This window comes from Nocardioides luteus, from assembly GCF_000960475.2.
Lineage (GTDB): Bacteria > Actinomycetota > Actinomycetes > Propionibacteriales > Nocardioidaceae > Nocardioides > Nocardioides luteus_A.
The window spans coordinates 91563-111341 of record NZ_JZDQ02000008.1; the positions used below are offsets into that span (position 1 = coordinate 91563).

General features: G+C 69.5%; 21 protein-coding genes. 14 read left to right on the forward strand and 7 right to left on the reverse strand.

Features of this window, described 5'->3' with window-relative positions; all coding sequences use genetic code 11:
• Window positions 1–19: 19 nt before the first annotated feature.
• A complete protein-coding gene (locus UG56_RS07290) occupies window positions 20–214 on the reverse strand; it encodes a hypothetical protein (protein WP_045547513.1) in 195 nt (64 codons plus the stop codon).
• Window positions 215–240: 26 nt separating this feature from the next.
• On the opposite strand from UG56_RS07290, the gene UG56_RS07295 reads away from it, so the two are divergent.
• Both UG56_RS07295 and UG56_RS07300 read left to right on the forward strand, forming a co-directional pair.
• On the forward strand, window positions 241–789 hold the full coding sequence (locus tag UG56_RS07295) for a CGNR zinc finger domain-containing protein (RefSeq protein WP_045547502.1): 549 nt from the start codon (window positions 241–243) through the stop codon (window positions 787–789).
• A 53-nt stretch (window positions 790–842) separates the two neighbouring features.
• Window positions 843–1805, forward strand: coding sequence for an ATP-binding protein (locus UG56_RS07300; RefSeq protein ID WP_143054943.1), 963 nt, complete (start codon window positions 843–845; stop codon window positions 1803–1805).
• Here the strand turns inward: UG56_RS07300 and UG56_RS07305 are convergent.
• A complete protein-coding gene (locus tag UG56_RS07305) occupies window positions 1802–2254 on the reverse strand; it encodes a hypothetical protein (protein WP_143054944.1) in 453 nt (150 codons plus the stop codon). The genes UG56_RS07300 and UG56_RS07305 overlap by 4 nt on opposite strands.
• Before the next feature lie 174 nt (window positions 2255–2428).
• Here UG56_RS07305 and putP point away from each other — a divergent pair, with 174 nt between their 5' ends.
• Together putP and UG56_RS07315 are read left to right on the forward strand one after the other, a co-directional pair.
• Window positions 2429–3937, forward strand: coding sequence for a sodium/proline symporter PutP (putP, locus tag UG56_RS07310; protein WP_045547500.1), 1509 nt, complete (start codon window positions 2429–2431; stop codon window positions 3935–3937).
• 211 nt (window positions 3938–4148) lie between these two features.
• Window positions 4149–4352 (forward strand): cold-shock protein, encoded by a 204-nt coding sequence (locus UG56_RS07315; RefSeq protein ID WP_045547499.1) that lies wholly within the window; start codon window positions 4149–4151, stop codon window positions 4350–4352.
• A 71-nt stretch (window positions 4353–4423) separates the two neighbouring features.
• Here the strand turns inward: UG56_RS07315 and UG56_RS07320 are convergent, their stop codons facing one another.
• Together UG56_RS07320 and UG56_RS07325 are read right to left on the reverse strand one after the other, a co-directional pair.
• Window positions 4424–4774, reverse strand: a complete 351-nt coding sequence (locus UG56_RS07320; RefSeq protein WP_045547498.1) for a UBP-type zinc finger domain-containing protein — start codon at window positions 4772–4774, stop codon at window positions 4424–4426.
• Window positions 4775–4802: 28 nt separating this feature from the next.
• Window positions 4803–5345 carry a YciI family protein gene (locus UG56_RS07325; protein WP_045547497.1) on the reverse strand — a complete coding sequence of 181 codons (543 nt, stop codon included), beginning with the start codon at window positions 5343–5345 and terminating at the stop codon, window positions 4803–4805.
• 81 nt (window positions 5346–5426) lie between these two features.
• On the opposite strand from UG56_RS07325, the gene UG56_RS07330 reads away from it, so the two are divergent.
• From UG56_RS07330 to UG56_RS07340, 3 genes are all read left to right on the forward strand, one after another.
• Window positions 5427–5843 carry a DUF309 domain-containing protein gene (locus UG56_RS07330; protein ID WP_045547496.1) on the forward strand — a complete coding sequence of 139 codons (417 nt, stop codon included), beginning with the start codon at window positions 5427–5429 and terminating at the stop codon, window positions 5841–5843.
• A gap of 50 nt (window positions 5844–5893) precedes the next feature.
• Complete coding sequence (locus UG56_RS07335) at window positions 5894–7267, forward strand: NAD(P)-binding protein (RefSeq protein ID WP_045547495.1); 1374 nt, start codon at window positions 5894–5896, stop codon at window positions 7265–7267.
• A 70-nt stretch (window positions 7268–7337) separates the two neighbouring features.
• Complete coding sequence (locus tag UG56_RS07340) at window positions 7338–7847, forward strand: ester cyclase (RefSeq protein ID WP_045547494.1); 510 nt, start codon at window positions 7338–7340, stop codon at window positions 7845–7847.
• A gap of 25 nt (window positions 7848–7872) precedes the next feature.
• On the opposite strand, the gene UG56_RS07345 is transcribed toward UG56_RS07340, so the two are convergent.
• Complete coding sequence (locus UG56_RS07345; protein ID WP_045547493.1) at window positions 7873–9090, reverse strand: tachylectin-related carbohydrate-binding protein; 1218 nt, start codon at window positions 9088–9090, stop codon at window positions 7873–7875.
• Window positions 9091–9241: 151 nt separating this feature from the next.
• Here UG56_RS07345 and UG56_RS07350 point away from each other — a divergent pair, with 151 nt between their 5' ends.
• Window positions 9242–10351: a glycosyltransferase gene (locus tag UG56_RS07350; protein WP_071326947.1), complete on the forward strand. Its 1110-nt coding sequence runs from the start codon at window positions 9242–9244 to the stop codon at window positions 10349–10351.
• Window positions 10352–10375: 24 nt separating this feature from the next.
• On the opposite strand, the gene UG56_RS07355 is transcribed toward UG56_RS07350, so the two are convergent.
• Complete coding sequence (locus tag UG56_RS07355; RefSeq protein WP_045547492.1) at window positions 10376–11260, reverse strand: LysR family transcriptional regulator; 885 nt, start codon at window positions 11258–11260, stop codon at window positions 10376–10378.
• Between the two features lie 155 nt (window positions 11261–11415).
• On the opposite strand from UG56_RS07355, the gene UG56_RS07360 reads away from it, so the two are divergent.
• The 5 genes from UG56_RS07360 (at window position 11416) to UG56_RS07380 (ending at window position 16173) form a co-directional block, all read left to right on the forward strand.
• Window positions 11416–12873, forward strand: a complete 1458-nt coding sequence (locus tag UG56_RS07360; protein WP_052693246.1) for an amidohydrolase family protein — start codon at window positions 11416–11418, stop codon at window positions 12871–12873.
• A complete protein-coding gene (locus UG56_RS07365; RefSeq protein WP_045547491.1) occupies window positions 12870–13814 on the forward strand; it encodes a fumarylacetoacetate hydrolase family protein in 945 nt (314 codons plus the stop codon). Before UG56_RS07360 ends, UG56_RS07365 begins: the two co-directional genes overlap by 4 nt.
• A 29-nt stretch (window positions 13815–13843) precedes the next feature.
• Complete coding sequence (locus tag UG56_RS07370) at window positions 13844–14623, forward strand: cyclase family protein (protein WP_045547490.1); 780 nt, start codon at window positions 13844–13846, stop codon at window positions 14621–14623.
• A 176-nt stretch (window positions 14624–14799) separates the two neighbouring features.
• Window positions 14800–15327: a hypothetical protein gene (locus tag UG56_RS28265; RefSeq protein ID WP_045547489.1), complete on the forward strand. Its 528-nt coding sequence runs from the start codon at window positions 14800–14802 to the stop codon at window positions 15325–15327.
• 3 nt (window positions 15328–15330) lie between these two features.
• Window positions 15331–16173: a hypothetical protein gene (locus tag UG56_RS07380; RefSeq protein ID WP_045547488.1), complete on the forward strand. Its 843-nt coding sequence runs from the start codon at window positions 15331–15333 to the stop codon at window positions 16171–16173.
• A gap of 9 nt (window positions 16174–16182) precedes the next feature.
• On the opposite strand, the gene UG56_RS07385 is transcribed toward UG56_RS07380, so the two are convergent.
• Window positions 16183–16512, reverse strand: coding sequence for a hypothetical protein (locus tag UG56_RS07385; RefSeq protein WP_045547487.1), 330 nt, complete (start codon window positions 16510–16512; stop codon window positions 16183–16185).
• Between the two features lie 278 nt (window positions 16513–16790).
• Between UG56_RS07385 and UG56_RS07390 the strand changes: the two genes are divergently transcribed.
• A complete protein-coding gene (locus UG56_RS07390) occupies window positions 16791–19763 on the forward strand; it encodes a metallophosphoesterase (RefSeq protein ID WP_177191434.1) in 2973 nt (990 codons plus the stop codon).
• The last annotated feature ends 16 nt before the right edge of the window (window positions 19764–19779 follow it).

Below are 19779 nucleotides of genomic sequence, written 5' to 3' on the forward strand. Positions count from 1 at the left end.
TGAATGCGCTGCCTCTTGATCATCCCTGCTCGCGGCTCAGTGACTGCGGCGGCAGGAGCGGGTGGGGCTGGAGGTCGACGCGACGTACGCCGCACTCGGCGCAGCGGACGTAGATGACGCGACCCTCCGAGGTCTGGTGGCTGGACTCGGTGAGCCAGCCGTGCTCGTGGAGGGCATCGTGGCGCTGGGACTGTTCGATGGCGCTGTCGGTCATGGTCAGCACTTTGCTGTAATGGTCTTATGCATCTCAACCCTTACGGTGAGTACGCCGTGCTGCTGGCCGGCTCGCTCGCCGACGACTGGCCCGAGGACCGCGCCGGGATCGAGGCCCGAACGCGGGAGTTCGGGATGACGATGGACTTCTCCGAGTCTCCGGACGACCATCGCCGCACCCGGCAGGTGATCGACGAGTGGCTTCGGGTGGTCGATGCGCCGGGGCCGGCTGATCGGGCGCGGCTGCTCAACGACCTGATGGCGCAGGCGACCGCGTATCCGAGGCTGACCGACCATGACCAGGAAGGGTGGCATCTCCACTTCCGCGACGACACCAACGACTCGCTGCCCGACGTGCTGCGGGCGGTGATCAGCGTGGGCACGGCCCTGCACCTGACCACGCGGGGCATCCACCGCCTGAGCCGGTGCGCTGCGGGGCAGGTCGAGGGGGACCCGTGCACCGCGGTGGTCGTGGACGTCACCCGCAACGGACGTCAGCGCTACTGCTCGGTCCGCTGCGCCAACCGGGCTGCCGTACGCCGGCACCGCGCCCGACGCTCCATCACCTCCCACTGATCGGCCTGTCGAGTTCGGTGACGGGCGGGGGAGACGCGGGGCAGACTGGCCCCATGATCTCTGTGTCCGACAGAGGCCGACCTGAGCTGCGGGTGCGCCTCGCCGCCGAGACCGCCAGCGTCCCCGGTGCGCGCAGGTTCGTCACCGACGGGCTCCTGGAGTGGGGCCGCTCGCATCTCGTCGACGACGCGGCGCTGTGCATCACCGAGATGGCGGCGAACTCCGCCCTGCACAGCGGCAGCCCCTACATGCAGGTCCGGATGAGTGACCTCGAGCCCGGCGTACGCCTCAGCGTCGAGGACGACGGTGCGCTGATCCCGCTCCCGGCGGTCGCGCCGCCTCCCGTCGCGAGCCAGGGCACCACCGGGCGCGGGCTGGCGATCGTGTCGGTGCTGGCGAAGTCGTGGGGGATCGAGGAGCGCGTCGACGGCCGGCGCATCTGGGCAGACCTCGTCGGCGACGGCGTCGAGTACGACGTACGACCTCCGATCGTGGCGTACGGCGAGCAGGGGATGCCGGAGCCGGTCGCCCTGCCCGCGGACTGGGTGACCGTCCGGCTGCCCCGGTGCCCGGTGTATCTCGGGCTCCAGATCGACCAGCGCCTCGACGACCTGGTCCGTGAGCTCCAGCTCATCGACTCCGAGGACGGCCCGACCCCGCCGCGCGAGCTCGGTGAGCTCATCGAGCGGCTGGTGACCCGGCCGGCGTTCGCGCGTCACATGGGCCGCCGAATCGCCCTGGAGGCAGCCGCGGCGGGGCTGGAGCACGTCGACATCGAGATGACTCTTCCCCGTGAGATGTCGGCCCTGCTTCCCGAGCTGCTGGCCGCGGACAACCTGGCCGACGAGATCGGCGAGACCCACCACCTGCTCACCCTGCGCTCCACCCCGGAGATGGTGTCGCTGCGTACCTGGTTCACCGAGAGCATCGTCGGCCAGGCGGAGAACGACGCCGAGCCGGTGGCGTACGACGAGTGGGTCCGGGCGCGAGGTGGCAGGGGAGAACCGCCGAGCTAGCGGGTGAGGTCGGTGCGGGCCTGCTCGAGTACTCGGTCGAGGTCGACGTAGATCTCGTTGTGGCGTTGCTTGAGGTCGTCGTGACTCTCGACGGCGTTGAGATCGCCGATGGCCTGGCGTACGGCTTCGAACCGCTTGGGGATCTCACTGCCGGCACTGAGGACGCTCAGCTGACCGATGGCGGCGCGGACGGCCGATCTGATGCGGTAGGCCTCCTGTCGCAGGGGCTCGCGCTCGGCGTCGGGGAGGGCCTCGAGTCGTGCCTTGACGCGGCTGTAGGTGACGCGCTCGAACTCGTACAGGCTCGCCGCGCACTCGCCGTACACGCGGATCCTGGCCTCCAGCAGCTGCAGGTTGCGGGTGTTCCGGTGCTGCCAGTACGCGCCCAGCCAGGCGCCGAGGAGGGTGGCGAGGAGACCCATCGCCGCAACGATGACAGTGGTACTCACAGCGGAAGACCGTAGGGCATCTGAGGCCGCCGCGGAGGCGTACGGCGAGATCGTCCGAGCCGGTGTCAACCGACCTCAGACGCGGTCCAGCGCGACCGCGCGGCGTCGATCACAGCCAAACGAGGTCTACGGGTTAGGTTCTGCGGCGGCGTTTCCCCCGATCATGGAGTTTTGATGTCCGACCTGACCTACCAAATGCTCGCGCTCGTGGCCTACATGGTCGCGATGCTCGGCATCGGCGCCTGGGCCTACCGGCGCACCTCGAACCTCGACGACTACATGCTGGGCGGCCGTGACCTCGGCCCGATGGTGAGTGCGTTGAGCGCGGGTGCCTCGGACATGTCCGGGTGGTTGCTCATGGGCCTGCCTGGCGCGATCTACGCGACCGGGCTGATGGAGGGCTGGATCGCCGTCGGTCTGACCGTCGGCGCCTGGCTCAACTGGAAGGTCGTGGCGCCGCGGCTGAGGACCTACACCGAGGTCTCGGGCGACTCGATCACCGTCCCGAGCTTCCTGGAGAACCGGCTCAAGGACTCCTCGCGGCTGCTGCGGATGGCCTCCGGGGCCGTCATCCTGGTGTTCTTCACCTTCTACGTGTCCTCGGGCATGGTCGCCGGCGGCGTCTTCTTCGAGAGCTCGTTCGGCACGGACTTCCACACCGGCATGCTGGTGGTGGCTGCGGTCGTGGTGGCGTACACGCTCTTCGGCGGCTTCCTCGCGGTCTCCTACACCGACTTCGTGCAGGGCACGATCATGCTGCTCGCCCTGGTGCTGGTGCCCGTCGTCGGCGTCTTCGTGACCGGCGGTCCCGCCGAGACCATCGACAGCATCCGCGCCGTCGACCCCTCGCGGCTGAGCATGCTCGAAGGCGCGACCACCCTTGGTGTGATCTCCGCGGCGGCCTGGGGCCTGGGCTACTTCGGCCAGCCGCACATCATCGTCCGCTTCATGGCCCTGCGTACGGCAGGGGAGGCCGCCTCCGCGCGGCGGATCGGCGTCGGCTGGATGCTGCTGAGCCTCTTCGGCGCCGTCGGCACCGCGCTGGTCGGCATCGCCTACTATCAGCAGAACCCCGACGCGAAGCTCGACGACCCCGAGGCCGTCTTCATCGTGCTGGGCCAGATCTTCTTCCACCCGCTGGTCGCCGGGATCATGCTGGCCGCCGTGCTCGCGGCGATCATGAGCACGATCTCCTCCCAGCTCCTGGTGACCTCCTCGGCCCTGGTCGAGGACCTCTACAAGGCGGTCTTCAAGAACGACGCCTCCGACCGTCAGCTGGTCCTGTTCGGCCGGCTGGCCGTGCTCGGGATCGCCGTCGTGGCCGCCGTGCTGGCCTGGCCGAAGACCGGCACCGTGCTCGACCTGGTCGCCTACGCCTGGGCGGGTTTCGGTGCCTCCTTCGGCCCGATCATCCTGCTGGCGCTGTGGTGGCGGAAGCTCACCGCGCCCGGCGCGCTGGCCGGTCTGGTCGTCGGTGCGGTGACCGTCGTCGTGTGGGGCAACGTCGAGGCGCTCAGCTCGCAGATGTACGAGATCGTGCCGGGCTTCGCGCTCAACACGATCGTCGCCGTGGTGGTCAGCCTGGCCACCTACAAGGCGAACCCGGAGATCGAGGCCGAGTTCGACGAGGCGGTCCGGCTGCTCGGCGCCGAGCGGCCGGTCGAGGAGCCGGCGCGGGTCTGACCCGCCGGGCCCTCGTGGAAACCACGAACCGGCGCATGATGACGTAGCCTGAGTCATGTTGAAGGGACGGCTCTGCAAGCCGTCCTGGCCGCACACGATGTCGCGGCTTGTATCTCTTACTCCTGGTTTTCGGTTCGCTGGACATCAGCACAGATGGATGTCTTCAGCGGCTCGGGACACAGTGTCCCGGCACCGAACAAAGGAAATCATCATGGCTCAGGGCACCGTCAAGTGGTTCAACGCTGACAAGGGCTTCGGCTTCATCGCGCAGGACGGTGGCGGCGAGGACGTGTTCGTCCACTTCTCCGCCATCCAGACCAACGGCTACAAGTCGCTCGACGAGAACCAGAAGGTCGAGTTCGACGTCACCGCCGGCCCCAAGGGCCCGCAGGCCGAGAACGTCCGCGTCTCCTGATTCACCACGAAGGGCCCCGATCGCTGCTGCGGTCGGGGCCCTTCGTGCGTTACGCCTCGAGGCCGGCCCGGTCAGTGCAGGTGCGACTGCCAGTCCTGCGGGACGCGATCTGCGGGTGCGGGCGCGGACTGCTCCTCGGGACGGCTCGTCGGCTCGGCCAACGCCGGGCCCTCGAGAGCCTCCTGGTTCTCGAAGTCCCAGAACCACGACTCGCCCGGCTCGAAGCTCTGCATGTAGCGGTGGCCGGTCTCGCGGAAGTGGTGGCTGGCGTGCTGGGCCGGGGAGCTGTCGCAACAGCCCACGTGCCCGCACTCTGCGCACCGCCGTAGGTGGAACCACCATCCGGAGTCGCTCGCGAGGCACTCGGCGCATCCGGTGCCGGAAGGCGGAACAGCGACGTCGATTCCTGGAGTGCCGGTCATGCCGGTCACGTTACCGGCTGATGCGCTCTCACGTCCGCCGCCCGCCGAACTCCCACCGATGGACCTCGATCCCGACGTACGTGTCGGGGGAGAGGACGTGCTGCGCGGCTCGTTCGGGGGCCGCCTCCAGCAGCACCGCCGCGCCGACGATCATGGTCCCGTCGTCGGAGAGCAGCGGCCCGGCCGCGATCAGCGCATCGCCGCGCGGCAGCTCGATCGGGTCGGTCGTCGGCTCCGTGAACCCGAGGACTAGGTAGCGGTCGCCGTCGGGGCGACCGTCGAAGTCCCACATGGTCCGGCCGAGCGAGTTGCTCCACCGCCGCAACATCACGTCGCGATAGGCGCCCGCCTGGTAGCCGGGCTCGTCGAAGGCGAACGCGCGCGCAGCGGAGGCATCCGGGAGGTCGAGGATGTGCACGCTGCCCGTCAGAGTGTCGTCGTCGGTGAAGGTCGGGCCTCGGGCGATCATCGTCTCCGCGAAGGCGTCCATGTAGGTCCAGTGCTGCTCCACCATCTCGGTTCGCAACGGCGTCGATCCCGGGCGGTCGCGGTGGTAGCAGAAGAACTCCATGGCCTGAGGGTCACGGGCCTCGGCCTCCTGCGCAATCGGTTATCTCGGCGGTTCCGTAGGGTGAGAGGAAAGGAGGCTGACGTGATCGATCGCGATCGGAACGAGCAAGGCCGGGCGCAACAGGCCCGACCGCGCGACGCGCTCGGACGCCCGCTGCCCTATGGCGAGGTCGGCGTCGAGCCGATCTCCGAGGAGCCGCTCCCTCCGGAGGAGACCCTGGCGTACGCCCGCGAGCTCCTCGACGCCGGCCGCCCGTTCGCCGCCCACGAGGCGCTCGAGGTCCGGTGGAAGTCGTGCCCGGAGGAGGAGCGCGAGCTGTGGCAGGGCCTGGCGCAGCTCTGCGTCGGCCTGACCCACCACGAGCGCGGCAACGCCGTCGGCGCCTCCCGGCTCATCGAGCGGGCGGCGCGGCGGCTGGAGGCGTACGGACGGGGTGGCGGTCCCACCTACGGGCTCGACCTCGGATCGCTCATCGGATGTGCCCGAGACCGGGTATAGCTCCACCTGCCTATTGACCCCGAAGGCCGACGCCGTGCTTTGGTGGATCCATGACTCGCACGGTCGATGTCGACTACCTGGTGGTGGGGGCCGGCGCCATGGGGATGGCGTTCACGGACGCCCTGACGGAGCATGCCGACGTACGGGTGGCGCTGGTCGACCGCCGCCACGGCGTGAGCGGGCACTGGCTGGAGGCGTACCCGTTCGTACGCCTGCACCAGGCCTCCGCCTTCTACGGCGTCGCCTCGACCCTGCTCGGCGGCGGGCAGCTTCAGGAGCGCGGACCCGAGAAGGGGCTGCAGGAGCGGGCCACCCAGGCGGAGATCTGTGCCTACTACGCCCGGATCCTCGACCGGATGGTGGAGTCGGGCAAGGTCGAGTTCTTCCCGAACAGCGAGTACGTCGGCGACAACACCGTCGTCTCGCACATCTCGGGGGAGCGGTTCGAGATGCCGGGCGCCCGGGTCGTCGACGCCCGCTACCTGGCCCCCAGCATCCCCGCCGAGAAGCCGCCGCCGTTCGACGTCGCCGACGACGCCCGGGTGCTGCCGGTCAACGAGCTCGCGCGGCTGGAGGAGACACCGAGCCAGTACGTCGTCGTCGGCTCCGGCAAGACCGCGACCGACGCCTGCATCTGGCTGCTCTCGCGCGGCGTCGACCCCGACGCGATCTGCTGGGTACGGCCGCGCGACCCGTGGATGTTCAACCGGGCCGTCGTCCAGCCGGATCCGGCGATCTTCCTCGGCATGGCCGCCGACACGATGCAGGCCGCCGAGCAGTCGACCACCCTCGAGGACTTCTTCCTCCGGCTCGAGGACGCCGGCATCATGCTCCGCATCGACCGCACCGTCATGCCGACGATGGCCAAGGCGCCGACGCTGGCGGCGTGGGAGCTGGAGAAGCTGCGTACGCTCGAGAACGTCGTACGCCGCGGCCACCTCCGGCACGTCGGCCGCGGTTCCCTCACCCTAGATGACGGCACCGTCGCCGTCGCTTCCGACGCCCTCGTGGTCCACTGCGCCGCGGACGGCCTGAAGTATCCGCCGCTGGTCCCGGTCTGGGGCCCCGAGGCGATCACGCTCCAGCCGATCCGGGCCGGCTTCCCCTGCTTCGGTGCCGCGGTCATCGGCTACGTCGAGGCGACCCGAGACTCCGACGCGGAGAAGAACAGGGTCTGCCCGCCGAGCCCTTTCCCCGACACGATGGCGAGCTGGGCGAGGATGAACGTCCTGGGCACCCAGGCCGCCATGTCGTTCTCCTCCGAGCCGGACATCAAGGAATGGTCCGACCGGGTCGCGCTGAACCCGGCCCGGGTCCCACCCGGGTATCCCGCATCCGCGGCCCTGGGCGATGCGCGGGAGCGGTTGGCGAAGCACACCAAGCCCGGTCTCGCCCAGCTGGCTGCGCTGGCCGGACCTCTCTGAGTCGGAGACCCGCCCCGCCCCGGCGGAGTGAGCCATTGTCACGGCTCCGGCGCAGTGCCATGGTGGCTCTATGGCAGCTCAAAGGCCACCCGACGGCGTCACGAACGCCGAGCTCGTACGTTGGGCGTTCGATCGTCTCAACGCGCAGGACCTGGCCAGCCTGCATTCCTTCTGGACCGAAGACACGGTGGAGTACTTCCCGGACGCCACCTGTCGCGGCGTCGATGAGATCGCGGCGTACTTCTCGGACAAGTTCGCTGCCATCGACGGCTTCCGTCTCGACCCCGTTGCGATCGCGGACGCCGGCGACGACGTCCTGGCGCACTGGCGGCTGACAGGTCGCCACACCGGCACGTTGCTGGGCGTCGGCGCCACCGGCAGAACCATCGAGCTCGACGGTTGCGACCACTTCGTGCTGGACGATGGCAAGGTACGGACGAACACCGTCGTCTTCGACCAGATGGCGTTTGCGCGGCAGGTCGGTCTGCTGCCGCCTGACGGATCCGTGGTCGACAAGGGGCTCAAGGCGGCGTTCAACGCGAAGACGAGAGCCGTGCAGGCACTGCGCCGGTCCGGCTAGTGCCCACACCCGTGGTCGGCTCGGCTCACTCCACGGGTGGGGGACAGGCGATGCGGACGAACTCGTCGTACTCGTCGGCGAGCTCGGTGGCGACCTTCGCGAGCTGAACGAAACCGGCCTGGCTGGCGCTGCGGGCCTCGGCGTGCATGAGGGCCGCCGACTCCTTGTACTGCGCGCACAGGACTGCCAACGGCTCCGGCGCAGGGAGCGACTCGGGCTGTTGCCGTTCCTCCTCCGGCAACGCCTTCCATTCCTGGTTGGCGGACTCGATGGCCGATCCCAGGCGCTCGACCGGGTCTCGCGGGATGTTGCTCGTGTCCATCGTGCTGGCCGAGAAGCCGTTGCCGATCTGGTTGCCTTGGTTGGGGCCGTCGAATCCCGACGACCCGGTCGGGTCCTGCTCGCCGTTGCCGCCGTAGCGGAGCCAGCGCAGGTCACCGTTCGCATCGACGAAGTAGAAGATGCGCGCAGGCGCCGGCTGTCCCTCGAGGCCGGGGCGGTCGGTCATGCCGCCGAACAGGTGCCGCACCGTGTCGAAGCCGTTGCCGATCTGGTTGCCCGAGTTGTTCTCCACGAACCCGTTGGTTCCGGACGGATCGAGCTCGCCGTTGCCGGTGTAGCGGAACCAGAGCATGTCGCCGTTGTCCCGGATCGCCAGGAACGCGCCGTCGCCCACACCCACGATGCGGCTGAAGCCGAGGAAGCCGTTGCCGATCTGGTTGCCCTGGTTGGGTCCGGGGAAGCCGCGTACGCCGGTGGGGTCGTGCTCGCCGTGGCCCTCGTACTGGAACCAGAGCAGGTCACCGTTCTCGGCGACGGCGAAGATGGTGGTCGCCGTGGTCTGCCCCTCGCGGGGTGAGACGAACAGGTGGCGGAAGTTCTGGAAGCCGTTGCCGATCACGTTGCCGGGGTTGTTCTCCACGAAGCCGTTGGTCCCGGTGGGGTCGTGCTCGCCCGCCCCGGTGTATCTGAACCAGGTGAGGTCCCCGTTCGGCGCGACGGCGAGGATGATGCCGTTGCCGCCGCCCATGACATGGCGGAAGTGGCCGAAGCCCCGGCCGATCTGGTTGCCGGAGTTGTTCCCGACAAAGCCGTTCGCGCCCGTCGGGTCCTGCTCGCCGAATCCGTCGTACCGGAAGTAGCGCAGAGCACCGTCGTCCTCGACCGTGAAGAAGCGGCCGACATGAGGACGCGCGACGCCCGGAGGCGCGGTGCCGTTACCGGTGTAGAAGATGTGCCGCATGGGTCGGCCTCCGATCGCCCTCTACCGTTGCTCGTTCGCCAGCGTGTCAGCGGGGGCGTTCGTCGGCATCGCCCAGATGGAGGATCTGCGTTCCAGCGAGGAGGACAAAGAAGCTTGCCGGACCTTGTCGGTTCCGGGCACAGTGCACAGCATGCGCATCCTGGGCGTATCAACCGCAGGCGCCGGTCATTTCAACCCGATGAAGCCCTGGTTGAAACGCCTCGCCGAGCAAGGGCACGACGTCACGGTGGTGGGGCCGCCCGGGTTGGCGGCGGCCGCCGGCGGGTTCGACTTCCGGGCCGGGGCCGCGCCAGACCCAGAGTCGGTGGCGGCGATCTGGCAGCGGGTGGCCGAATCGACGATGGAGGTGTCGCGGGAGCTGGTGCTGCGGGACCTCTTCGGGCGGCTCAACTCCGGGGCGATGATCCCGGCAGTTCGTGCCGCGATCGATGACCTGCGGCCCGACCTGGTGCTGCGGGACCCCGCCGAGTACGCATCTGCACTGGCCGCTGCCGAAGCGGGAGTTCCCCACGCGCGGCTCGGTGTCAGCCTCTCCGCGGAGATCGCGTTCTTCGAGAGCACGGCGGCGCCGGTGCTCGAGGACTGGAGACCAGGGCTGCACCGCGAGATCGTCGAGTCGCCGATCCTGACCAGGTTCCCCGCAAGCCTCGACCCCTCGCCGTTCTTGGCTGTGGTGCGCTACCGGGTCGGTGAGCCCCTCGCGCGCGACGTCAGTCCACGCTCCGTGTATGCGACCCTCGGCACCGTCGCGCCCACGATGCCCCCGATGCGACCGTGGTTCGAGATCGTCGCCAAGGTTCTGGGCGCTCTTCCGGTCAGCGCCGTGTTCACCGTGGGCCACGACCTCGACCCTGCACAGATCGCTGCTGCCCCGAACGTACGGATCGAGACCTGGGCCGACCACGCCGACGTTCTCTCCCGGGCGGCGGTGATCCTCCATCACGGCGGATCGGGAACTGTCCTCGACGCGCTTGCTGCGGGCATCCCGCAGGTGATCGTGCCCCTCTTCGCAGATCAGGGCGCGAACGCCGCCGCCGTTGTGGAGGCAGGTGTCGGGACCGCCCTGCCCAACTCCGGAGGCTCCGCCTTCCACATTCCTCAGGGCGGTGAGGTGGAAAGATTGCAGGAGCTCATCGCCGAGACGATGGCTTCGGAAGCGGTTCGCGAGCGCGCATCTGAGGTCGCCGAGGAGATGTCCCTCCTGCCCGAGCTGGACGTTTCCGTGCTCGGCATCGTCTGAGGTCGCTGCGCAGGTCTGGGGCAGCTAGGCGGTTTCATCCAGGGTGGCTGGGACCAAGCCGTCCAGGGCAGCGCTGGCCCGGACCGCACTCCGGAAGGCCACCACGGCGTCGCGTCGGTCGTGTGCGCCGGTGGCGACGGCGACGGCGGCGGGGGAACCCTGGAGGGGCACGTATCGGACGCCCGGGTGCGGCAGGAAGCGGATGGCCGGCTCGCCGTGCATGCCGATGAAGCCGGTCGTGACGACCGCAGCCGGGGTGGCGGCGGGGGAGCGTACCTCGACGCCGACCTGGACACCTTCGCCCACCCAAGCGGCCAGGCCGGGCTGGCCTGCCGGGAGGACCCATGGTCGGTCGCCGACGTCGCGCACGGTGAGGGAGGGCGCGTGCGCGAGATCGGACTCGGCCGGGACGACCGCGTAGCGCTGGGTGTCCATGACGCGCTCGACGAGAAGGTCGTCGGCACCGCCGACGTCGTGGACCACCGCGACGTCCACCTCGCCGGTGCGCACGGCGTCGTACTGGTTCTCCCAGTTGAGCTCGACGTAGGAGAGCACGAGGTCCCGGTGATGGCGGCCGAGGAGACCTCGGATCGCGGGCCAGCGGTCGGCGAGCCCGAAGCCGAGCACTCCGACGCGTAGAGAACGTTCCGGGCTGTCGTCCTCGGCCAGCCGCATCAACGCCTCGAGGTCGGCGAGGACACGCTGCGCCCGGGGCAGGAACCGCTCTCCGGCGGGGGTGAGAGAGACGTGGTGGCTCGAGCGGTCGAAGAGGCGGACACCGAGCTCTCGCTCGAGCCGCTGGATCCGGCGGCCGAACGGCTGGGCGGCGATGTAGTGCACGCCGGCGGCCCGGCTGAAGTTGAGCTCTTCGGCAAGGGTGAGCGCGTAGCGAAGCGATTGAATGTCCATGGCGGTCCACTCGAACGGCGGTGTTCTCGGCTCTCTCCTTGATACCTGGACCGCTGGGCCGGCGCCAGCGCCTGGCGCAACCGATTTGGCACATGCCCGGCCGGCTCGATCCCCGCATGCTTCTCGACAACCACATCGAAGTGTCGGAGGTCACAGTGACAACACATCGCACCCTGATCCGCAACGGCCACGTCGTGTCCATGGACCCCACGGTCGGGGACCTGCCCTCGGGCGACGTTCTGATCGAGGACGGCGCCATCGTGGCGGTCGCTCCTTCGCTCCCGGTCGAGGACGCCGAGATCATCGACGCCACCGGCCACATCGTGATGCCGGGGCTGATCGACACCCACCGCCACACCTGGCAGTCCCTGGTGCGCGGGATCTGCGCCAACTGGACGCTGGCCGACTACTACTTCGGGATCCGGCTCGGTGTCTCACCGGAGTTCACCCCCGAGGACGTACGTCTCGGCAACAGGTTCGGGGCGCTCGATGCCCTGAACGCCGGGGTCACGACGTTGCTCGACTTCTCGCACTGCAACAACACGCCCGACCACTCCGACGCCGCCGTGCAGGGCCACCTGGAGGCCGGCAACCGCGCCGCGTTCTGCTACGGCTTCTTCGAGAGCTCCCCCGAGGGGAGCAGGTTCGGAGACCATGCCGCCCGGATCGCGGACTTCCACCGCATCGCCGACACCTACTTCGCCTCCGACGGCCTGGTCACCCTCGGCGTCTCGCTCTCGGAGCTGTTCGGCCTGCCCTGGGCCGACACGGTCGCGGAGCTGGCCGCTGCCCGGGAGCGTGAGGCGCTGCTCGTCAACCATGCCGGGTGCGTCTTCGGCAGCCCCCTGGCCAACGGCATCGTCGAGATGGACGCGCTCGGGCTGCTGGGTCCGGACATGGTGCACGTGCACTGCTGCTCCTTCGGTGACGAGGAGTGGGAGGCCGTCGCCCGGAGCGGCGGCAAGGTGTCGATCTCCGTCCAGACCGAGATGAACATGGGGTTCGGCCGCCCGGTCTTCCAGCGCTGTGCGCGACACGGGGTCAGGCCGACCCTGTCCGTGGACGTCGTGTCGCTCAACAGCGGAGACCTGTGGCACGAGCTGCGCTTCGGGCTCTCGGTCGCCCGCGCCGACGCCGCAGACCGCTTCAACTTCGCAGACCAGATGCCCGAGAAGGTCAGCACCACCGCGCGCGAGGCGCTCACCTGGAGCACGGTCAACGCGGCCGAGGCGATGGGGATGAGCGACCGCATCGGCTCGCTCACGCCCGGGAAGCGCGCCGATGTGCTGCTCGTCGGCGGCTCGGCCGTCGAGCAGCACCCGGTCGTCGACCCGTACGCCACCCTCGTCTTCCAGACCTCGGCTGCAGACGTACGCACCGTCCTGGTCGACGGGAAGGTGGTCAAGCGCGACGGCGAGCTGGCCGGCATCGACCGGCATCGTCTCGCCGCGGAGGTCGACGCCGCCTCGGACCAGATCCTCGGGCGGCTCCGGCAGGCGGGGCGCGACCTGCCGGGCACGCCTCCAGGTGCCTGGGCGGCGATCGACCCCGTCACCCAGGCCTTCTACGCCGAGGCCCGCAAGGCGGTCGAGAACGCCCGGGTCACCGCATGAGGTGGGTGACCTACGACGCGGGAGCCGGACCTCGGACAGGCATCCTGGACGGCGAGGAGATCTTCGGCCTGGCCCCTGGCGTGACGCTCCTGTCCCTCCTCGAGGGTGATGCCGGCACCCTCGGCGAGGCAGGTGACGCCGCTCGACGGAAGCCGGAGGAGGTGCGCGCGACCGCGGACGTACGGTTGCTGTCGCCGCTGCCCCGGCCGCCGTCCATCCGGGACGGTCTCTGCTTCCTCGACCACCTTCGCGGCTGCTATCGCGCGCTCGGGCGCAATGAGGACCTGGACTCGGCATGGTCACAGGTCCCGGCGTTCTACTTCTCCAACGCGGCCGCGGTGGTCGGGCCGTACGACGACGTCCCGGTCGCCCCGGGCAGCCGGATGTTCGACCTCGAGCTCGAGGTGGGGATGGTTCTCGGCCGTGGCGGCCGCGACCTCGATCCCCGGGACGCCGAGTCGCACATCGTCGGCTTCACGCTGTTCAACGACTGGACCGCCCGCGACCACCAGGTCCGCGATCTGGCGCTCGGCATCGGCATGGGCAAGAGCAAGGACAGCGCGATCACGCTCGGTCCCGCACTGGTCACCGTCGACGAGCTCGAGCCCTACCGCCGCGACGGACGGCTGGCACTGGAGCTGTCCGCGAGCGTGAACGGCGAGGAGATCACCCACGGCAGCCTGGACCGTACGGACTGGAGCCTGGGCGAGCTGATCGCCTTCGTCTCCCGCGGCGTCGACCTCCACCCCGGTGACGTGATCGGATCCGGCACGGTGCCGGGCGGCTGCCTCCTCGAGCACGTCGACACCCCGGACATGGCGGACTTCGACCGATGGCTGAAGCCGGGCGACGTCGTCAGCCTCGCCGGCCGAGGGCTCGGCGAGACGCGGCAGGTCGTACGTCCCGGGGTCGACGTCCTGCCCCTGTCCTCCGGTTGCTGAGCCCCCACGCTTCACAGAAAGGAAGTCGGATGCGCCGACTCATCGACATCTCCGTGCCCCTGCAGACCGGGATCGCGTCTGATCCGCCGGGACTGGGGCCTGACATCGAGTACCACGACCACGCCGACACCGTGCCCATGCTGCTCAGCATGTTTCCCGGGGTCACCGTGGACGACCTGCCGGACGGCGAGGGGTGGTCCTTCGAGTGGGTGCGGGCGACCACGCACAACGGCACCCACCTCGACGCGCCCTACCACTACTCCGCGGTGATGAACGGCGACCAGAAGGCGATGACGATCGATCAGGTCCCGCTGGACTGGTGCCTGAGGCCCGCGGTCAAGCTCGACTTCCGTCACCTCCCCGACGGGTACGTCGCAACCGCAGCCGACGTCGAGGCCGAGCTCGAGCGCATCGGTCACGAGCTCGAGCCGCTTGACATCGTCGTCGTCAACACCTCCGCCGGTGCGCGCTACGGAGAAGACGACTACGTGACCTCAGGGTGCGGGATGGGCCGCGAGGCGACGCTCTACCTGCTCGAGCGAGGGGTTCGTCTCACGGGCACCGACGCCTGGAGCTGGGACGCGCCGTTCGCGCACACCGCGGCCCGGTTCGCGCACTCGCACGACCCGGCGATCATCTGGGAGGGCCACCGGGTGGGGCGGGACATCGGCTACTGCCACCTGGAGAAGCTGCACAACCTCGAGTCCGTCCCCTCGACCGGGTTCCAGGTGAGCTGCTTCCCCGTCAAGGTGGAGGCCGCCTCCGGCGGCTGGACGCGCGCTGTGGCCATCGTCGACGACGTGCACTGAGACCACGGCCGAGCTGCCTCTCGACGAGCGGGTATCAGCCGCCCGCAGTCGTACCTCCTTGTTACCAGGAGGTGTTGATCATGTGGATGAGTCGTTCACTCCTCGCTGGCATTGCCAGCACACTGCTTCTCCTTGCCGCCTGCGGCTCGACCGACGACGGGTCGGGAGGGTCGGAGGTGGAGATCACGGATGCGAGCTCGGCGGCGACCGGCAACGTGGACCCCGATCCCGACGATCCGACGGATACCGACGAGCCGGTGGCTGTGCCTGTGCCGACGCTCCCGATCGGCGGTGGGTCGTTCCCGCTCGACGGCAGTCCCGGTGTGGTCTGCGCCGACGTCAGCTGGCTCTGGCCCGATGGCAACAACCCCTCGGTCCCCGAAGGTGTCTCGGTCCGGGTCACCGACTACGACGTCGAGCCGGAGGTCTTCGAGCCGGCGCCGGAGGCGTCGTGCGAGGGCGCGTCCTGCCTGGACGGGTTCGTCTTCACCTCGGGCTCGACCGCCTGCCAGGTCGCCTTGCGCTCCCTGGTGCCCTGGACCGATGAGCAGCAGGGGGAGGACGCCGTGCTCCGGCTCGCCGGCGAGATGACCTGCTCGGTCGAGCCCTGCGAGCTCGAGAACGTCGAGGGCGGCGACACCGAGGTGACGCTGGAGGCGCCGGAGGTCGACACCGAGCCGTCCGAGTCGACAGAGACCGGCTGAGCCATGTCCGAGACGCCGCCGACGGGGATCGATCGCTGGGTGAGCCTGGCGACGAGCTTCGTCGCGCCGGTGACGTTGATCAGCGCCGTCCTCTTCTACTTCGGGTACGTCGCCGCCCGCGCCCAGTACGACTACTTCGGCCTCGACGTCGACGTGATCGGCCTCAGCACCCGTGACTACGTCATGCGCAGCCCGCAGCCGCTGCTGACCCCGATGCTGATCCTGGTGCTCGGTGGTGTCGCGGTGGTGGCCTTCGACCACTGGGTCCGCGGACATGCCACGGACGGGTGGTTCCGCCGGCTGGTCACGGCCGTCCTCGGCGCCGGGCTGGTCCTGCTGGCGGTCGGCACGGCGCTGCTGGCGGCGTTCACCGTCGTCGGCGGCTGGGCCTACTACTCCCTGGTGACGCCGGTGCTGCTCGGCGGTGGCGCGGCGCTCGTGGCGTACGCCCTCAGGCTCCGCGGCAACCTCGAACCGCGGATCGTGCTGCTCTGGGTGGGGGTCGCCGCGTGCGTGATCTGGGCGACGGCCACGACCGCGCAGTGGACCGGCCGGGGCCTGGCGATGGAGCAGGCCCGCAACCTGCGCAGCCTCCCGAGCGTCGTCCTCGACACCCGGGAGCGCATGCACATCCCGGCCACCGCAGGGGTCCAGGAGGTCGTACGCCCGGATGCCGAGGAGGACGACTACCGCTTCCGCTACTGGCGGCTGAGGCTGCTGATCCAGGGCGACGACCGGATGTTCCTCGTGCCCGACACCTGGAGCGCCGGTGGCACGACCATCCTGGTCCGGCTGGACGACGACGTACGCGTCCAGTTCCAGTTCCGGAACTCGCCGCCCGACTGAGCCGAGCCGTCAGTTGCCCCGGCAGGCCTCGCCGGGCGACGGCACGAACTCCTTGAGCCCGGCCCGTACGAAGATGCCGTAGCTCTGCACCCCGTTGTAGCGGTCGACGCCGGCGGGGCTCTGGTTGCCTCGTGCGGCTAGTGCGTCGTCGTCGAAACCTGGCGGGTTGTTCTCGATGGAGTCCGCGGTGTCCTGGCCGGAGAACACGCACTCCGAGGAGGCGTGCTCGGGTGCGGGGATGTCGCTGCCGTTGCCGTTCACCTCCGCAGCGCTCGCGGCGCCGGCTCCCGCCAGCACGAGCCCCGCCGCGATGGCACAGCTTCCGATCCAAAGCTTCATGACCTCTGTTCCTTCCGTCTTTCGATGCCCCTGACCTGACCTGCCGTGGCACCGAAGCTGCGGTTGGCGTTCCGCTCAACCAGACGTGTGGCCAGGAAGGCCGAGATGTCGTGAGGGTTTGCCTTTTCATCATCAGTCCGGCGTCGAGGGGTTGTCATACGCCAATCTGGGGGAGTCCCATGTGCTACCGACGCGCCGCGTGGGACGCTGTCTAGACCTGTTTCATGCGGTTGCACGGGTCCAAGCCGACCAGTTCCGGTCCTCTGGAGGGGATGTCCATGGCTCAGGGCGACGACGCCCGGACCGGCAGCGTGGACTGGGCTCGCACCAAGGCCTATCTGCACAGCGACCCGACCAAGTGGAACAGCCTCTCCTGGATCACCGCACGGACCCTCGTCGACTCGGTCAACGACGTCTTGGGGAAGGGCACGCAGGGGCTGGTGGAGGACCTGCGGACGTACTGGACCAAGAAGGACGTGCCTCTGACGATCCCCGCCGCCGGGGTCTCGAGGTTCCTGGTCATCGGCGACACCGGCGAGCAGGACCCGTCCCAGTACGTCGTCGCGCCCGCCCTGGCGCGAGCCGCGCGTGGGCGCTCGGACCGGGACCAGGCCGGCTTCGTGCTCGTCCTGAGCGACGTGATCTACCCGTCCGGCAACGTCAACGACTACGTGGACGGGTTCTACAAGCCGTACCGGTCCAACCGGGTGGAGGGCCTCCAGGCGCCGGCCGAGGTGCGGGACGAGTTCGCGCTGCCCGAGAACGTCCCGGTCTACGCGGTGCCGGGCAACCACGACTGGTACGACGGGCTCTACGGCTTCGCCCACCAGTTCCTGTACGCGGCGGAGCAGCCGCCGACCTGGCCCGGCGTGCTCCTGGCGCCGTCGTTCGACGACGGGCTGGGGCTGGGGCCGCGGATCCGGGACCGCTTCGGCCGGATCATGTGGCGCACACCCAGCGAACCGGACGACACCAACGCCCCGGCGCGTTGGGGCGAGCCGGAGCCCGATGGTGACCCGGCACCGGAGGCCCAGCTGCAGCCGGCGCCATACTTCGTCATCGAGACCGAGCACGTACGCCTGGTGTGCATCGACACCGGCATCGACGGCTCGATCGACCAGGCCCAGATGGACTGGCTGACGTCGCTGGGTGAGGGCAAGCCGAAGATCCTGATGACCGGCAAGCCGCTGGTGGTCAACGGGGGAGTGCGCACATGCTCCGTCCCCGGCGAGCAGGGAACGGTGCCCGACCCGGTCTACCGCGTCGTGGCCGACCCGGCGCAGGGGTTCGTGGCGACGATCGGGGGCGACACCCACAACTTCCAGCTCTACGAACCACCGACCGACACGCAGACCGGCGCCCGGCGCGGCCTGTGGCACATCGTCACCGGTGGCGGCGGTGCCTACACCCACGCGACCCACCCGATCAGGACGGCGGAGCCGGACCCGCGGGTGGAGACGACGTTCCCGCCGACCCAGGAGAAGCTCTTCCCGCGGTCCCACGAGTCCCTGTCCTTCTTCGCCCAGCAGCTCGTCCCGAGCATCTGGCGGCTGATGCTCAGCATCCTCTTCTTCGGCGCCGGCCTGGCGCTGGGCACGTGGTTCGCCAACGGCGGCTGGGCGCGGTGGACGCTGTATCCGTCGGGCCCTCGCGTCGGTCCGGGCGGTGTCGCCGTGGTGGCGATGATGGCGCTGGTGATGCTGCACCTGCTGCCGAGGCGGCCTGGCCGTACGCGGTTCTGGTGGCGCCTGCTCTTCCGCCTCGACGCCCTCGTCGCCGGGGTCCTGGCGACGCTCTTCCTGCATCAGGTCCTGCCGGACGACGATGCCGAGGCGATGCTGTGGCTCTACGTGACCTGCACGCTGTGGGTCTGCCTCAACGCGTGGGTCCTGCGCATGACGCGCTGGTGGAACCCCGTCGACCAGGCTGCGGGCTGGTGGAAGGACCTCGCGTTCCTGCTCACCGTGGTCGCGCTCGCGGCCCTGGCGGCGATCCCGACGATGCTGGACGTACGCAGCTCCGAACCGCCCGGCGGGGAGATCTGGCTGCTGGTGGTGGCGCTCGTCGCCTACCTCGTCGTCATGGGCAAGGGGTGGCTCCACGACCGCAACGTCGGCAACGTGCTCGGCGACGATGCGGCCCGGTGGCTGAACCGCTCGGTCTGGTGGGCCACCGGCGCGCAGGCCGCCGTCGTCGCGGGGGAGATGCTGCGGGTGATGAGCGACCACGACCTGCCGCCGCTGCTGTTCTGGAGCGGACTGCTCAGCCTCCTCCCACTGGTCGTGATCGCGGCGGTGATCGTGGGGCTGATGATGATCCCGGATCTGCGCACCCGGCACATCGCCGATCTCGAGACTCGACGGAACACCTGGATCGGCTATCGGGGGTGGGTCCGCGGCGCTGTGCTCGCTGCGGCTCCGGTGGTGATGATCATCTGGGCCGCGGCGGCGTATCTGTTGAATCTGCCATCGGTGCGCGAGTGGATCGGGACGGCACCGGCCGCGGTGCTGCAGGCCTGCTTCGGGCTGCCGGCGCTCCTGGTGGCTGCCGCGGTCTGGCTGTTCATCAGCGACTGGATGCGTCGCGACCACCCGGCCTGGCACCGGCGACTGACGGTCGTCGGACTCCTGGTCGCCGGGATCCTTCTGCTGGGCGCGGCCGTACCCGGCCTGCTCGACGGCACCGGTCCAGTGCCGAGCGGGATCGCCGATTGGCTGCGTACGTCCTGGCCGGCTGTCGCCGTCGGCGCCGCCCTCTTCATCACGATCGCCGTCGGCTTCGCCATCCTCCTGGCCCACCTCGTGTTCCTCGGTGCGTACTCGCTGTTCGTCGACCCGAAGGCGTGGTTCGACGGCCTCTACCGCGACGGTCCTGGTGCCTACAAGGACTTCATCAGCGAGCAGGACGCGAAGAGGATCATCCAGGCCGAGAGGGACCGGGTCGGCGCCGAGCCGGCAGCGGTCAAGGGCGTCGGCTGGTGGGCCAAGCGCCGCGCCTACATCGCCTTCCCCGGTCTGAACCCGCCCTTCGGACCGATCCAGAGGTTCGTCTCCGAGATCTACTCGCTCGACGAGCCCCCGTTCTTCAAGCACTTCCTGGAGTTCCAGACGAGCTCCGCCGACGGGTTCACGGACATCGTGGTGAAGATCCACCGGGTCCGCGGGTACGAGACGCTCGACACGGACGACCCCGACGAGGAAGTGGTGGCCTCGATCCGCATTCCCGCCGACGCGCACGCCGGCGGGGGCTGAGGGGCCGATCGTTTGC